Annotated in this window: 9 protein-coding genes and 1 tRNA gene; 4 read left to right on the forward strand and 6 right to left on the reverse strand. The window is 67.5% G+C overall.

The window, feature by feature from the left end; translation table 11 throughout:
* Position 1: 1 nt before the first annotated feature.
* The 3 genes from recJ to OXG83_04925 all read right to left on the reverse strand — a co-directional run bounded on the left by recJ (position 2) and on the right by OXG83_04925 (position 5,143).
* Entirely contained in the window at positions 2–1,738 is a 1,737-nt protein-coding gene (recJ, locus tag OXG83_04915) for a single-stranded-DNA-specific exonuclease RecJ (GenBank protein ID MCY3964359.1), read from the reverse strand.
* 2 nt (positions 1,739–1,740) lie between these two features.
* Entirely contained in the window at positions 1,741–4,200 is a 2,460-nt protein-coding gene (gene priA, locus OXG83_04920) for a primosomal protein N' (protein MCY3964360.1), read from the reverse strand.
* 427 nt (positions 4,201–4,627) lie between these two features.
* Complete coding sequence (locus tag OXG83_04925) at positions 4,628–5,143, reverse strand: CarD family transcriptional regulator (protein ID MCY3964361.1); 516 nt, start codon at positions 5,141–5,143, stop codon at positions 4,628–4,630.
* A gap of 323 nt (positions 5,144–5,466) precedes the next feature.
* On the opposite strand from OXG83_04925, the gene OXG83_04930 reads away from it, so the two are divergent.
* Positions 5,467–5,553, forward strand: a tRNA-Leu gene (locus OXG83_04930).
* 1,455 nt (positions 5,554–7,008) lie between these two features.
* On the forward strand, positions 7,009–7,248 hold the full coding sequence (locus OXG83_04935; protein ID MCY3964362.1) for a hypothetical protein: 240 nt from the start codon (positions 7,009–7,011) through the stop codon (positions 7,246–7,248).
* A 465-nt stretch (positions 7,249–7,713) separates the two neighbouring features.
* Here the strand turns inward: OXG83_04935 and OXG83_04940 are convergent, their stop codons facing one another.
* Positions 7,714–9,345: a SulP family inorganic anion transporter gene (locus OXG83_04940; protein MCY3964363.1), complete on the reverse strand. Its 1,632-nt coding sequence runs from the start codon at positions 9,343–9,345 to the stop codon at positions 7,714–7,716.
* 324 nt (positions 9,346–9,669) lie between these two features.
* On the opposite strand from OXG83_04940, the gene OXG83_04945 reads away from it, so the two are divergent.
* On the forward strand, positions 9,670–10,545 hold the full coding sequence (locus tag OXG83_04945) for a phosphoribosylaminoimidazolesuccinocarboxamide synthase (GenBank protein MCY3964364.1): 876 nt from the start codon (positions 9,670–9,672) through the stop codon (positions 10,543–10,545).
* Here OXG83_04945 and alr read toward each other — a convergent pair.
* A complete protein-coding gene (gene alr, locus OXG83_04950) occupies positions 10,520–11,686 on the reverse strand; it encodes an alanine racemase (protein ID MCY3964365.1) in 1,167 nt (388 codons plus the stop codon). The genes OXG83_04945 and alr overlap by 26 nt on opposite strands.
* A complete protein-coding gene (gene dnaB, locus OXG83_04955; GenBank protein ID MCY3964366.1) occupies positions 11,683–13,044 on the reverse strand; it encodes a replicative DNA helicase in 1,362 nt (453 codons plus the stop codon). Before dnaB ends, alr begins: the two co-directional genes overlap by 4 nt.
* Positions 13,045–13,160: 116 nt before the next feature.
* Here dnaB and OXG83_04960 point away from each other — a divergent pair, with 116 nt between their 5' ends.
* Positions 13,161–14,318 (forward strand): hypothetical protein, encoded by a 1,158-nt coding sequence (locus OXG83_04960; protein MCY3964367.1) that lies wholly within the window; start codon positions 13,161–13,163, stop codon positions 14,316–14,318.
* The last annotated feature ends 20 nt before the right edge of the window (positions 14,319–14,338 follow it).

Raw genomic sequence — 14,338 nt, forward strand, 5'->3', positions numbered from 1 at the left:
TCTACTTGGCTCCACTAGTTCCGTTCCCCTCAAGACGTCTCGCGTCCTCGATCCTGATCACCGGATGACCCGCGTAGGCGTCCCATTCCAGCGCCCCGAGCACTTCGAACTGCCCGTCCAGGTCGGCCAGCCGGTCGCGCCAACTCCAGCCGAGCAAATGCACGGCCCGGCTCGCTTTGTGACTCCCGCTACCCGCTTCCCTGACCCGCAACTTGACGTGGTTCGTGCCGAACTCCCGTACCCGACCGCTGCGCTCGAGCGGGCGGAGCCGGATCAGCGGCCGGCGATTCCCCTCGCCGTGCGGCTCCAACCGTGCGAGCTCGCGGAACAGCCCCGACCCCACCTGTTCCGGTCGGAGATCCAATTCGTATTCACGGCGCCTGACCAGCAGTTCGGATGACCAGTCCGCCGCCCGCTCCATCTCGGCTTTGAGAGCGGGCAGTTCGGACACCTCGACCGACAGGCCGATGGCCTGGGGATGTCCCCCGAACCGCACCATCCGCGCCTGGAACTCACTCATGAAGGAGTGCAGATCGACGCCGGGAATGCTCCGACCGGAGCCCGTGCCCGTTTCCGCCTCGACACCCAGCAGGACGACGGGACGATGGAACTCGCGTGCAAGGCGCCCGGCGGCGATTCCGACCACGCCTCGATGCCAGTTCTCACTCCAGGCCATGAGGATCCCGGGCCTCGCTCCGTCGGTCGAGAACGCCTCGCCGGCCTCCTCCACGACGCGCCGTTCTTCCACCTGCCGCTCCCGGTTCAGAGAATCGAGTTCCCCCGCGAGGCGGTCCGCCTGGGCCGTGTCCCGGGTCAGGAGCAGACGGAGCGCAAGGTCGGCGCTGGCCAGCCGGCCGGCGGCGTTCAGCCGCGGGCCCAGCCGAAACGCGACTTCCGTCGACGACACCGGGCCTTCGATTCGGGCGACCCGCATCAGTGCGCGCAGCCCGGGCGATCGGGACTTCGCCAACGCCTGCAGGCCGAGCGCCGCGATGACCCGATTCTCGCCCACCAGCGGCACCACGTCCGCGATCGTTCCCAGGCACGCGACCCGCAGCAGAGCGGCCAGCGGTTCCTCACGGCCGCTCCGCCGCAGCACAGCCTGCGCCAGTTTGAAGGCCAGGCCAGCGCCGCAGAGATGGCGGAACGGGTAGCTGCACCCGTCCTGGTGCGGGTTGACCTGGATTGCGCCTGACGGAAAGTCGCTCCCCGCGACGTGATGATCGGTCACGACAACGTCCATTCCGTTCCCGATGGCCTCCCGCACCGCCTCGGTCGAGGTTGTGCCGCAGTCCACCGTGACGATCAGGGACGCACCCGCGCGCCGCGCCTTCTCGACCTGAGCGACCTGAAAGCCGTAGCCCTCGGTCAGCCGGTTCGGGAGAATCGGAACGACCTCGGCGTTCAGGGCGCGCAGCACCGCGGTGAGCATCGCGCAGGCGGCCACCCCGTCGACGTCGTAGTCCCCCACAACGGCCACGGTGCCGCCCTCCCGGCACACCGTTACCACCCGTTCCACCGCCTGCTCCATCCCCCGAAGCAGGAAGGGGTCGTGGAAGCCGCGGCGGTGCGGTCGGAGGAAGGTCTCGGCATCCACAGCGGTCTCCACGCCTCTGCGGGCGAGGGGTGCGGCAAGGACCCCGTAGCCTGCTGCCAGCAGCGTTGCAGTGGTGTCGGGCACGGACTTCTCGATCCACTCCGCCGGCGGGTCGCGCTGGCCCCTGCCCTGCTCCGCCATCGTCACATGAGGTCCTGCGGGTCAACGTCGACGCTCACATCCACGGACGGTGCCGGCACCAGCTCACGGGCCAGCTGCCTGACGTCGGCGCCGCTTCTGGAGCGCATCAGCAGTTGGAAACGCCATCTGCCCTTGAGGCGCTCGAGCGGTGCCGGCGCGGGACCGGAGAAACGCACGCCTGCGGCCGCTCTGTTCGTCCGCGCGGCCTTCGCCAGTTCACTGATTCGCCGCCAGCCGCGTTCACGATCCCGGTCCCGGACCACGATCTGGATCATGCGAGTGAACGGGGGGTAGTGGAACACCCGACGGAACCGCATTTCCTGGCTTGCGAAGGCCTCGTCATCCCCCTTCAGCAACGCCTGGATCGCGTAGTGGTCCGGATAGTACGTCTGGATGACGAATCGCCCGGGCCGATCGCCTCGGCCAGCCCGCCCGGCGAGTTGGGTCAAGAGCGCATAGCCGCGTTCGGCGGCCCGGAAGTCCGGGAATCCGAGATAGGAGTCCGCCGCGAGCACCGCCGCCAGGGCGACGTCGGGGAAGTGGTGGCCCTTCGACACCATCTGGGTGCCGATCAGGATCTGTGTCTTGCCACGGCGAAACCTCTCCAGAACCGCCGCAGGGCCACCGACGCGGCGGGTCGCGTCCCGGTCCAGTACGTCCACTGCGGCGCCCGGAAAGCGCGCCCGCACCTCCTCCTCCACCCTCTCCGTTCCGGCGCCGATCGGCTGCAGTGCGTCCTCTCCGCATGCCGGACACCGCGGCGGCGCTTCCTCACGGGCCCCGCAGTAGTGGCAGATCAGTCTTGCTTCCCGACGGTGGAAGCTCTTGGGCAGTCCGCAATCCTCGCAGGGCATGTTCTCTCCGCAGGCCCGGCACAGCAACTGGGGGGAGTAACCTCGCCGGTTTCGCAGCAGGATCACCTGCTCTCGCCGTCTCAGGCTACGCGTGATCTCGTCGATCAGGGAAGCGGAGAAGGTCACGTCTCCCGGCCTTCGGAGGCCCGGGGCCTCCTCGCGAAGGTCGACCAGGATCGGTTCGGGAAGCGAGCCGGATCCCACCCTGGTCGTAAGCCGGACCTGGCGATAGCGACCGCGTTGGACGTTCAGCCGCGTTTCCAGACTTGGCGTGGCCGAGACCAGTACAGCCGTTGCCGAGTTCGAGTGGGCCCGTACCAGCGCCAGATCCCGTCCGCTGTAGCGCGGACGCGTGTCCTGTTTGTAGGCCGCGTCCTGCTCCTCGTCGACGACGATCAGGCCCAGATCCTGGACGGGAGCGAAGACGGCCGAGCGAGGTCCTACAACGACCCGGCACGCGCCGTTCCGGATCCGCTCCCACTCCTGGCGCCTCTCCGACGTACCCAGATTCGAGTGCAAGAGGGCGACCAGGTCGCCGAACCGCTGCCGGAGTGTTCGCGCCAGCGCCGGAACCAGGGCGATCTCCGGGACCAGAACGATGACGGAGCGGTTCTCCTCCACTGCCGCCCCGGCCGCCCTAAGGTAGACCTCGGTCTTTCCCGACCCGGTCAGTCCACCCAGGAAGCATGGCCGGAACTGCCCACTCCGAACCGCTGCCACGAGTTGCCCAGCGGCTGAAGTCTGGTCCGCACGCAGTTCGATCCGCGGCGCCGCGCTCTCGCCGGCGAGACGATGGCGCGCCAGGTCCATCGTCTCGATCTGCGTGAAGGAGCGGAGAACGCCAAGTCGTACCAGGCGGCGCACGACCGCAGCCGATGCCCCGGTCCGGGTCCGCAACTCCTCCACCGTGGCCGGCCGGCCCAACTCGGCCAGATACTCCACGACGAGCCGCCCGACCGGCGACCTCCCGCACGCCTGAACCTGGGCCTTGACGTCACCGGCGGGTAGCTCGACGGCCGATCGGTAGCGGGCGCTCCGGCTGCCCGGTTCGACCAGCCGGATCCGGCCGCTCTGCCGCCAGCTCTCGATCCGGTCAAACAGCGCCGCCTCCCCCAGTTCCTCCCAGATCGCGGCGAGGGAAAGCCGGCCCCGATCCAGAAGCAGCCGTTGCAGTGCCTTGCTCATCGGATCGCGGCAATCGTGGAGCGCGCCACGGTTCGTCAGTTCCGCGCGCGCATCGCCCCAGCCAGGGAGCCGGGCAGGGACCATGTTCTTCAGGACTTCGCCGATCGGCGCGGCGTAGTACGAGGAAGCGAAGCGGGCGATTTCCATCAGGTCTTCGGGCAGAAGCGGTTCGAGGTCCAGAACGGATTCGATCGGGCGCAGCTGGCTCTCGATATCCGTCGGCGGGCTCCCGGGAAGGCCAACGACCCAGCCCGTCAGGCGGCGACGACCTACCGGGACCCGTGCCCGGACGCCAAGGCGGATCAGGCTGCTCCAGCGCCTGGGTACCCTGTAAGTCAGTGGATCCGGCAGCGGCAGCGGAACCGCGACTTCGGCGTACTCGCCCGCGGCGACTCCACTAGCCAGCCTGGCCCCCCGCGGCACAGTTGCCGCAGACGCCGGCGGTCAACTGAGCTTCGGGCACGTGAACGCCGCATCGCCGGCACCGAAGAAGCGCACCCGCACGTTCCGGCCCGCCTGCCCCCCCGGCGCCCCGTCCCGCGGCTCCGGCAGAGGCGCTACCTGGCCCGCCACCCGGACTCCACGCGCTTCCAGTTCTGCTCCGGCGTGGACCACCCGTAGCGGAACGTTGCAGTACCTGGAGCAGCCGCAGAAACGAGCGAGCTTCAGCGGCTCGCGGCGATCGCAACACACCGCGCACCATTCGTGAGATCCAGATCCATGCCAGCAACAGGGCGATCAGGATGACGAGGAGCCGTGTCACGACGACGGCAGCCTATCCCGCCCCGGCTCCGCGGCTCGCCCCGGGCTGACGTGGGCCGCTGTCAGCTGCGGTCGCGGCCGCGCGGCCTCAACTGGCCTTCGCCTTGGAGATCTTCTCGAGACTGCCGGTGAGCGCCTTCTCGACCAGCACTTCCGCTTCCTCTTCGCCGATCTCCCGGACGTGCAGAACCTCGCTGACGATGAAGTACTTCGCCTTCTCGTACATCTTCTTCTCGCGGAACGACAGACTCTTCTTCTGACTCACGAGGCGCAGGTTCTTGAGAACCTGGGCAGCGTCGGTCAGGGAACCGGTCCGCATCTTGTCGAGGTTCTGCTTGTACCGGCCCTTCCAGTCCTTGTAGACGTCGATGTTGCCGTCCTCGATCAACCGCAGCAAGTCCTTGATCTCCCGCACCTTGGCCAGACGCCGCAGGCCCACGCGATCGAGGTTCTCCTCGGGCACCATGACCTTGGAGTCGTTCCCCAGCACCCTCAGGTGGTAGTACGTCTGCTTCTCGCCGCCGTCCGGGGCGCTCAGAGCGATGCGCTCCACCACACTCACGCCATGGTTCGGATACACGACCTTCTCACCGACTCGGAACACTCTGCACCCCCTACAAACCCGCGACAGTCGCCTGCCCCGGTAAACGTCGCCGGAACCCTGAATGCAGTTCCGAGATCGGCCGCCGATGGCTCTTCTGGATGTGTTCTAACTTACGGATAGCCACGCACTTAACGGGCGCGGATTGTAGCCGACAGGACCTTGATCGTCAAGGCTGTTTCCGCCCCATTTGTGCCTCGTGCGACCGGATCCACTCTAAGTCATTGAAAGCGCGGGCTTTGCGGCTCCGCCACTGGAACATGCTCGGTGGCAGTGCTACTCTGCCGCCCCGTCGCCCGAGCACGCCCGAGGCGTGCGATTCTTGTGCCGGAGTGGCGGAATGGCAGACGCAGGGGACTCAAAATCCCCCGCCCTCACTGGGCGTGTGGGTTCGACTCCCACCTCCGGCACCACGTTGGCCACCTGAAGGGTCCCCTGCGGGGACTCCAGCAACCCTGCGCCCTGACTGGGCGTGTGGGTTCGACTCCCACCTCCGGCACCACGTTGGCCACCTGAAGGGTCCCCTGCGGGGACTCCAGCAACCCTGCGCCCTGACTGGGCGTGTGGGTTCGACTCCCACCTCCGGCACCACGTTGGCCACCTGAAGGGTCCCCTGCGGGGACTCCAGCAACCCTGCGCCCTGACTGGGCGTGTGGGTTCGACTCCCACCTCCGGCACCACCCTCCGGCGGCGCCGCCCGGCAACTGTCGGCTTCGGCGTCGTCGACGAGTTCGATGCCCTTCTGGTCCAGCAGCATGCCGATGGCCCTGAAGTAGGCCAGCAGGGCCCGCCTGTAGCCGGTGATTGCTTCGACCTCACGACTTCGCGCCGCGGTCAGGTCCTCCTGGATCTCGAGCACCTGGAAGCTCGTCCAGAGTCCGTTCTCGTATCGCTTCTGGGCCGCGTCGAGGTTCTTCTCGGCGAGTTCCCGCGATACCCGGGCGGAGTCGATCTGCTTGCCCGCGGTCTCCACGCCGCGGGCGGCCGTGCGAACCTCGGTGCGGATCGTGAGCATCAGGTCCTGGAGTTCGAGGCGCCCCTGGTCCAGCGCGAGTTCCGCGATCCGGCTCTGGGCCTTGGCCGACCGGTTCTGCAGCGGCTTCGTCAGGTTCAGGCCGACGTTCCAGCCCTCGAAGACCTGTCCCAGGATGCCGTCGTAGAACTGACCCAGGGTCGAAAGGTAGTCGAGCGAGTCGACCCTGACGTACTCCTCCGGGCATGGCTCGAACAGATCCGCGATGCTGGGAGGACCCGGCCGATCGCAGGTCACCCGTTCACCGCCGAGCGCGTTCCGGCCGTAGCTCACGCTCAGGTTGAGATCGGGCCGGCGCTGGTTTCTCAGGAAGTCCGAGTCGATCACCAGGGACGCGATCTGAAGCTCCTGCCGCTCGATCTCGGCACGCCGCTCGAGAGCCCAGTTCAGGGAAGCCTCCAGGTCGATGACGACCCGAGAAATCTCCGGCGAGGTCGTCGGCACGATCTCCAGATTCCAGAACGATGTCTCGTCCAGATTCAGAAGCCGCCTGAGCTCGTCCGCGGCATCTTCGATCTGCGCCTGCACCCGGATGATCTCCTCCTCCCGGGTGGCGATCCCGGCTTCGCTCTGCACGAGTTCGAGCGGCGCCAGGGTTCCCACCTCGATCTGGATCCGGTTCATCTCGTGGAGCTCCTCGGCCAGGGCCAGACTCTCCTCGGCCACCTTGAGCTGCTCCAGGCCCTCGACCAGAGCCCAGTAGCCGTTGGCCACCGTCTGCACCGTGTCGACCACCTGCACCTCCAGATCCTCCAGGCTGATGTCGCTGTTCAGCCGCGCCACCGCGAGATTGCGCTCCGTGATCCTCTTGCCCCGGTTCCGGAGCAGAGGCTGGTTGAAGGCGACCGTCAGGCTGGACCGCAGGCTCGGGTTGATGTCGGAAAAGCGGGAGTTCGACGTGGAGCGGCTGTTGTCGAAGTTGATCGAGAAGTCGCCACCGGACGAGATCGGCTGGCGCAGTTCCACGTTTGCAACGATCGTCTCGTTCTCCGTGACCGCCGCGCCGTCGAGCTGGGAGACCGACGGCCTGCTGTCGCTGTTCACGCTCGTGTTGACCCCGAGCACCAGGTCGTAGATGCCGAACTCCTGGTCGATCCGGAACAGGGACTGGGACCGCTGATACCGCTGCACCAGCAGACCGAGGTTGTTCCTGAGTGCGATCGCGATCGCCTCGTCCAGGTCCAGGAGGAGCTGCTCGTCCGCGATGTCGAAGTCGGGCACGACCGGCTCGGTGATCCATGTCGAGCCCACCCGCACCTGTGCCTTCGCCGGGGAGGTCGAGACCGCCGGCAGGAGGAGCACGGCGCAGACTGCGGCGATCATCGCCGCCGGCTTTCGGACTCTCGGAGCTGGGAGCAGTTTCATCGACTACGTTCCTTCCTTCGACCGCGCCCGGCCGGGATGGCCGCTACGCCTCGTGTCTTCCTCTTTGACGCGAGAGGCGCGAGGTTGTTTCACCTGACCCCATGCACCAAACACCTCAGGCCACCGCAGTTCAAGCCGCGCGATCCCGGCCTGTCGGGTCGGAATCGGCCCCACCCTATCCCGTGCCGGAAGGACCATTGAGCAGATCGTGGGCAACGGCTCGCGCCTCCTCCAGGCCCGGTGTCAGACGGTCCTCCGGGATGCCTCGAAGGATGTCGAGCGTGTGGAGTGTCCTGGCGACCGAGCCGGACAAACCGGCGACCACTACTTCCGTTCGCTCCGCCGAGGCCACTTCGAACAGGCGCCGGATCAGCATGGCCGCGCTGTCGTCGAGATGCACGGCTTCCGAAAAGTCGAAGATGACGACTTCGTGGTCCTTGATGTCTCCACCGATCACACCCACCAGCTTGTTCGAGGAGGCCACGGTGAGCGTTCCCTTGAGCGCGACGAGGCCGACGCGTGCCGAGTACCGATCCGCCGCTGGTGGTCCGTGCTCCTCGGCGAAGAATGTGCGGTCGAGCAGCGGAACGGAAACGACGCTGTCCAGTTCGAGACGCTCCAGCCGCCGGGCATGCGCCATACCGGCCGCGATCAGGCCGACCGCAACCGCCGTCACCAGATCGACCAGCACCGTCAGTCCCAACGTCAGGAGCATGACGAACAGGTGTTCGCGGCGAATCCGGTGGACGCGGGCGACGAGCGGCCAGTCGATGATGTCCCAGCCAACCTTCATCATGATGGCGGCCAGCACCGCGTGTGGAACCGGTTCCACGACCGGTCCGAGGCCCACCGCGAGCAGCAGCAGGAACGTCGCACGCAACGCCCCGGACACCGGCGTCGATCCGCCTGCCCGGATGTTGACCACCGTACCCATCGTGGCGCCGGCGCCCGGCAGGCCGCCCAGCATTCCCGAGACCATGTTGCCGATGCCCTGCCCCACCAACTCGCGATTCGGATTGTGACGGGTGCCGGTCAGCGAGTCCGCCACGAGCGACGTCAGCAGACTGTCGACGGAGCCCAGGAGCGCGAGAATCAGCGCGGGCTGCAGCGCCTGGACCAGGAAACCCGCGGCCGGAATCCCGATCTTCAGGGATGGAAGCCCCGCCGGCACATCGCCAAGGACCGGCGCGCCACCCAGCCAGAACACACCCAGGAGCGTGCCCACGATCAGCGCGAGCAACGGTCCGGGCAGGTACTTCGCCAGCCGCTTCGGCCAGAGCACGCCGACGGCCAGGGTAAGTAGTCCCACCGCCAGCGCGTTCAGGTTCACCGCCCCCACCGCTTCCGGGATGGCCCGGATCGCACCCGTCGGCCCCCCGGGCGCCGGTGACGAGCCGAGGATCGGCAGAATCTGGATCAGGATGACGATGATCCCGATGCCCGACATGAAGCCGGACACGACGACATAGGGCGTGTAGATCACGTAGCGACCGATCTTCGCCAGTCCGAGGAGCAACTGGAGCAGGCCCCCGAGGACGACGACGGTCAACGCCTCGGTCAGATTCGACGCGTGGGTCGTGATGATCACCGTCATCGCGACGGTCATCGGCGCCGTCGGGCCGGAGATCTGGGACCGCGTTCCGCCAAACACCGCGGCAAAGAAGCCGACGGCGATCGCCCCGTGCAGACCCGCCACCGCTCCCATCCCCGACGCGACCCCCAGGGCCAGTGCCACAGGCAGCGCGACGACCGTCGAGGTCAGCGCGCCGAACAGATCTCCGCGGAAGGTCTGGATGTCGTAACGCACGTACTGCCGCTAGGAGCTTGCGCCGCAGAACGCAGCGTAGCAAGCGCTGCGGCGCGAGGTCGTTGTGAGGTGGGGGCTGGGGCCAAACACGGAGTCTGCCATGAGGCTCGGCGGCGCCAAGCCGCAAGGACGCTTTCAGACTGGAGTCACATGGCCCCTGGGGCGCAGTGACCCTTGGACGGAGTCTGCGACGGGTTTGGCGGCTCTAGCGACTGCCTTGCCGGGACGACCTGTCTTCCACGATCGGCTCCTCTTCTTGCCCTCGCGGGCGCGGAATTCCGGGGCGCTCTGCGCGTCGAAACGCCATGCTACATTCCCGGCTCGATGAACGCTCTCGAAGGGCTTCCGGCTCCCCGCCGCGGCAAGGTCCGCGACATCTACGACCTGGGCGACCTGTTGCTGCTCGTGGCCAGCGACCGCGTGTCCGCCTACGACTTCGTGCTCTCGCCGGAGATTCCGGACAAGGGCAAGGTGCTCAACCAGTTGACGAACTTCTGGTTCGATCGGCTGGGCGACACGATTCCCAATCATCTGGTCGAGGTCGACGTAGGCCGCTATCCGGCCGATCTGCGGCGGTACGCGGACCGCCTTGAAGGGCGCTCCGTGCTCGTACGCAAGGCGGAAGTGGTTCCCTACGAGTGCGTAGCGCGCGGCTATCTTGCGGGGAGCGCCTTCAAGGAGTACCAGGAGACCGGCCGGGCCTGTGGCCACGACCTGCCGGCGGGCATGCGACGGGCGGAGGAGCTGGACCAGCCGATCTTCACGCCGGCCACCAAGGCGGAAGAAGGGCACGACGAGAACATCGACTACGACACCCTGGTCGACGGCGTAGGCGCCGAGATGGCGGCGACGCTCCGCCGGATCACCCTCGAGCTGTTCAGCCGCGGCCGCGAACTTGCAGCGCAGCGCGGCATCATCCTGGCGGACACGAAGTTCGAGTTCGGACTCGTCGACGGGCAACTGCTGCTGATCGACGAGGTTCTGACGCCGGACTCGTCGCGCTACTGGGACGCCGCGGCCTGGTCGCCGGGCACCGAGCCGGTGTCCTACGACAAGCAGCCGGTCCGCGACTGGGTCGCCGGAACGGGCTGGGACAAGGCCTCCCCGCCGCCGGAACTGACTCCCGAGGTCGTCCGGGAGACCCGGGAGCGCTATCTCGACGCGTTCCGGCGGATCACCGGCCGCGACCCCCTTCTCTAGGGCGCCCAGGGTCGAGGACCTTCCGCGGCAGCCGGCGCTCGAAGCCGCACCAGACTTCGTACGCCGCGACACCAGCGCGAGCGGCGAGTTCGGCGACCTCGATCCGCTCGTCTCCCTGGGAGCCGAGCAGGACGCACTCGTCTCCCACCATGACTCCTGGAACGCCGGTGACGTCGACGGTCAGAGAGTCCATGCTGACCTGACCCGCGAGCGGGCAGCGAACACCGCTCACGAGCACGTCGCCAGCGCCGAGCGCGGTGCTGAATCCGTCGCCGTAGCCAACCGGCACCAGGCCGATCGTCGCGTCACGCGGCGCTTTCCAGGTGCGGCGATAGCCGACGCCGGTACCGGCCGGGACCTGGCGAAGATCGAGGATGGGCGCCACGACACGCATCACCGGGCGCAGCCCGGACGCCGGCGAGGGATCGGCGGCCGAGGCCAGATCGAGGCCGTAGAGCGCCCCACCCACACGCACCGCGTCCCAGCGCGCGGAAACCCGTCTGAGTGCGCCGGCAGAGTTCGAGAGATGAAGGGATACGTTCTCGCGCTCCTCCGGGCCCAAAGCCTCGACAGCCGCTGCAAACCGCTGCTCCTGGAGAGCCGTGAAGCCGCTTTTCGGCAGCTCCGATTCCGCCAGGTGGGACATCAAGCCGGCCAGTCGCAGTTCTGGCGCCGACCGAACCTCCTGGAGCACGAGCGGCCACTCATCGAGCGGCACGCCATAGCGGCTCATGCCCGTGTCCAACTCGACGACGACACCGAGTGGCGTGGCGCTGCCGGACGACCGCCGGCGCCAGGCCGACCAGTCGGCGATCTGCTCTCGACGCGTGAGTACCGGCGTCGCGTTCCACTCGACGGCGCGGGCGAGTTCCTCGATCGACGCTGGTCCACCCAGGAGCAGCAGCGGACTCCTTACGCCGGATCGCCTCAGTTCCCCGACCTCGCTGACGCGAGAAACGGCCAACCCATCGATGCCCAACCGCTCCAACTCGAAGCTCACAGCCACCGCTCCGTGACCGTAGGCGTCCGCCTTGACCACACCGAAGACTCCGGTCCCGCCAACGGCCCGCCGAATCAGTCGCAGATTGCCGGCCAGCGCGCCGAGGTCGATTTCGACCCGGGCGCGAGCGTCCGCGGTCAGGGCGGCCCCTCGGGCGGCGTGTGATGGCTGTCGTAGTTGCGAAACGTCGTCGTGTCGCCGATGAAGACCAGATCTATGCTCCCCGTTTCCCCGTTCCGGTGCTTGGCGATGATCAACTGCGCCATGCCCTGCACATCGGGATCGTCCCGCTCGTACATCTCTTCCCGGTAGACGAAGACGACGATGTCGGCGTCCTGCTCGATGTTGCCCGACTCCCGGAGATCCGCGAGCTGGGGCCGGTGGTCCTTGCCCCGGCGCTCCGGAAGCCGCGAGAGCTGGGACAGCGCCACGACCGGCACATCCAGCTCCTTGGCCAGTTGTTTCAGGCCGCGTGTGATCGCTCCGATCTCCAGGTTCCGGTTCTCGTACCTGCCCCCGGCGTTCATCAACTGGAGGTAGTCCACGACCAGCAGTGCGAGGCCGTGCTGCGCCTTCAGCCTGCGCGCCTTGGAGGCGACCTCGAGTAGCGATGGATTGGCGGAATCGTCGATGAACAGACTCGAGTCCCGGCCGGCCTCCACCGCCTCGTGCAGGCGGCTCCAGTCGCGCGCGCCGAGCCGACCGCCGCGCAACCTGTGGAAGGGGATGTCGGTCGTGGAGCACAGCACCCGCATGGCGATCTCCTGCTCGTTCATCTCGAGCGAGAAGAAGCCGGCTCCCTTCTTTTCCTCGTGCGCAACGTGTGTGGCGATGTTGAGGGCCAGGCTCGTCTTCCCCATCCCCGGCCGGCCGGCGATGATGATCAGGTTGCCCGGCTGGAGACCGTGCGTCAGCCGGTCGAAGTCGACGAATCCCGTACGCAACCCGGGAAAGTCGTTCGACGAGCGCTGTTCAAGCCGCTCCACCGTCTCGCGGACCACCTGGTCGAATGGCGCGAAGGTGCGCGATACCGCCTCCTCGCTCAGCTCCATCACGGCCTGCTCTGCACGGCCGAGGGCATCCTTCGCCTCGAGACCGCCGTCGAGCGCCGTTCGGTAGATCGTCGTACAGGCGTCGATCAGTCGCCTGCGCAGCGCCCGTTCCTTGATGATCTCGACGTAGGAGTCGACACGGCCGAGGTCCGGCAGATCCACTTCCAGCGTGGCCAGGTACGCGACGCCGCCGGCGGCGTCGAACTGGTCCCGCTGTTCCAGCCGCGCCTGCACGGTCCGCAGGTCGATCGGGCGATCCGATTCCTGGAGCGCGAGCATCGCCTCGTACAGGAGCCGATGTCTCTCGAAGTAGTAGTCGTCCGGCTTCAGGCGCGTCGCGGTAGCCGCCAGATGCCGGTCGGCGTCGAGCAGGATCGCGGCCAGCACAGCGCGCTCCGACTCTTCGCTGTGCGGCAGGCTGTGAGTCTCCTCGACCGGGCCGCGCACGATGCGCCTAGCCTAGCCGCGAAGGCAGTCCCGTCTGCGGATTTCCGACCCGGCGTGCGAAGATGGACGGGCGCCGCCGAGCCGGGCGGAGTGCCGGTCGCGCTGCCCCTGAGACCATGCTGACAAGAGAAACGCGGCACCCCCTGCGCGGTTGGCCGGAGATGGCCTGCGTAGTCCTCTGTGCCGGCGTTCTCGCCGTCGATCCCGTCCCGGGCCAGGAACCGAAACCCGAACCCGACGCGGGCCGCGCTCCGCGGCCCGCTGTGGAGGCGGAGGCCGAAACCCGGGCGGCTGCGGAAGGAGCTGCGGAAGAAGCCGAGGACGAGCCGGTCGACCCGTGCGCCTCCGAGTACCTCGAGGGACGTTCCTGGCTCGACTGGCTCAACCTGCGCCTGCACCGGACGGCCTGCGAAACGGCATTGTGGTTCGATCACCTGTTCGGCGACTACCGGCTCGACGAGGAACTCGAGGCGACCTACGGCCGCGCCCTGGTGGGCGTGATCTGGGATGAGCAGTACGGCTTCGAGGACGACCTCCGCTTTCGCGCCCGCCTCCACTTCCCGAACATGGAGAGGCGCCTGAACGCTTTCATCGGTCGCGACGACCGCGAAGACGTGCTGGAAGACGCTCAACGCCGGGGCGCCACCTCCTTGCCGCAGATGTTCGACGCCGCCGACGACGAGTGGCTGCTCGGACTCGGTTATCGGCCAATCTCCGGCGGCAACGGGGACCTCGATTTCGATGTCGGCATGAACTTCGATTTTCCGGTCGAGCCCTTCGCACGCGCCCGCTACAAGCACCGGACCTTCCTGTCGGACACGGATCTTGTGCGCTTTCGGCACAGCCTGTTCTGGGAGCGCGAGGACGGCTGGGGGCTGTCCACCCGAATCGACTACGAGCACGCCTTCGCGGGGGGGGCGATGATGCGCTGGCGCGGTGCCGGGAAGATCACCGACATCACAGAGGGCGCGGACTGGTTCACCGAGTTGAGCTACTACCACCGCCTGGGCCGTCGCCGCGCCATTGCCCACCAGATCGGCGCCAACGGAGAGACGGGCATGCCGGTCCCGATAGAGAACTACTTCGTCCGGCTGATCTACCGGCAGCAGATCCTCCGTGAGTGGTTCTTTCTCGAGATCGGTCCCGGCATGGCCTGGCGCCGTGAGACTCAGGGCGAACCCAGGGACTCGGTTCCCATCCTGCGTTTCGGCGTCGAAATGCTGTTCGGCGACTATCGCGGCCGGGGAACGGCCGCGCCGGTGCCGGGGAGATAGAGTCTCCGCCGGCAAGGACC

The organism is Acidobacteriota bacterium (assembly GCA_026707545.1).
Classification (GTDB): domain Bacteria; phylum Acidobacteriota; class Thermoanaerobaculia; order Multivoradales; family Multivoraceae; genus Multivorans.

Excerpts from the sequence above, each read along its gene's own strand:
- OXG83_04945 (MCY3964364.1), top strand. The coding sequence starts at position 9,670 with ATGAACGCTCTCGAAGGGCTTCCGGCTCCCCGCCGCGGCAAGGTCCGC.
- OXG83_04960 (MCY3964367.1), top strand. The coding sequence starts at position 13,161 with ATGCTGACAAGAGAAACGCGGCACCCCCTGCGCGGTTGGCCGGAGATG.
- recJ (MCY3964359.1), bottom strand. The coding sequence starts at position 1,738 with ATGGCGGAGCAGGGCAGGGGCCAGCGCGACCCGCCGGCGGAGTGGATC.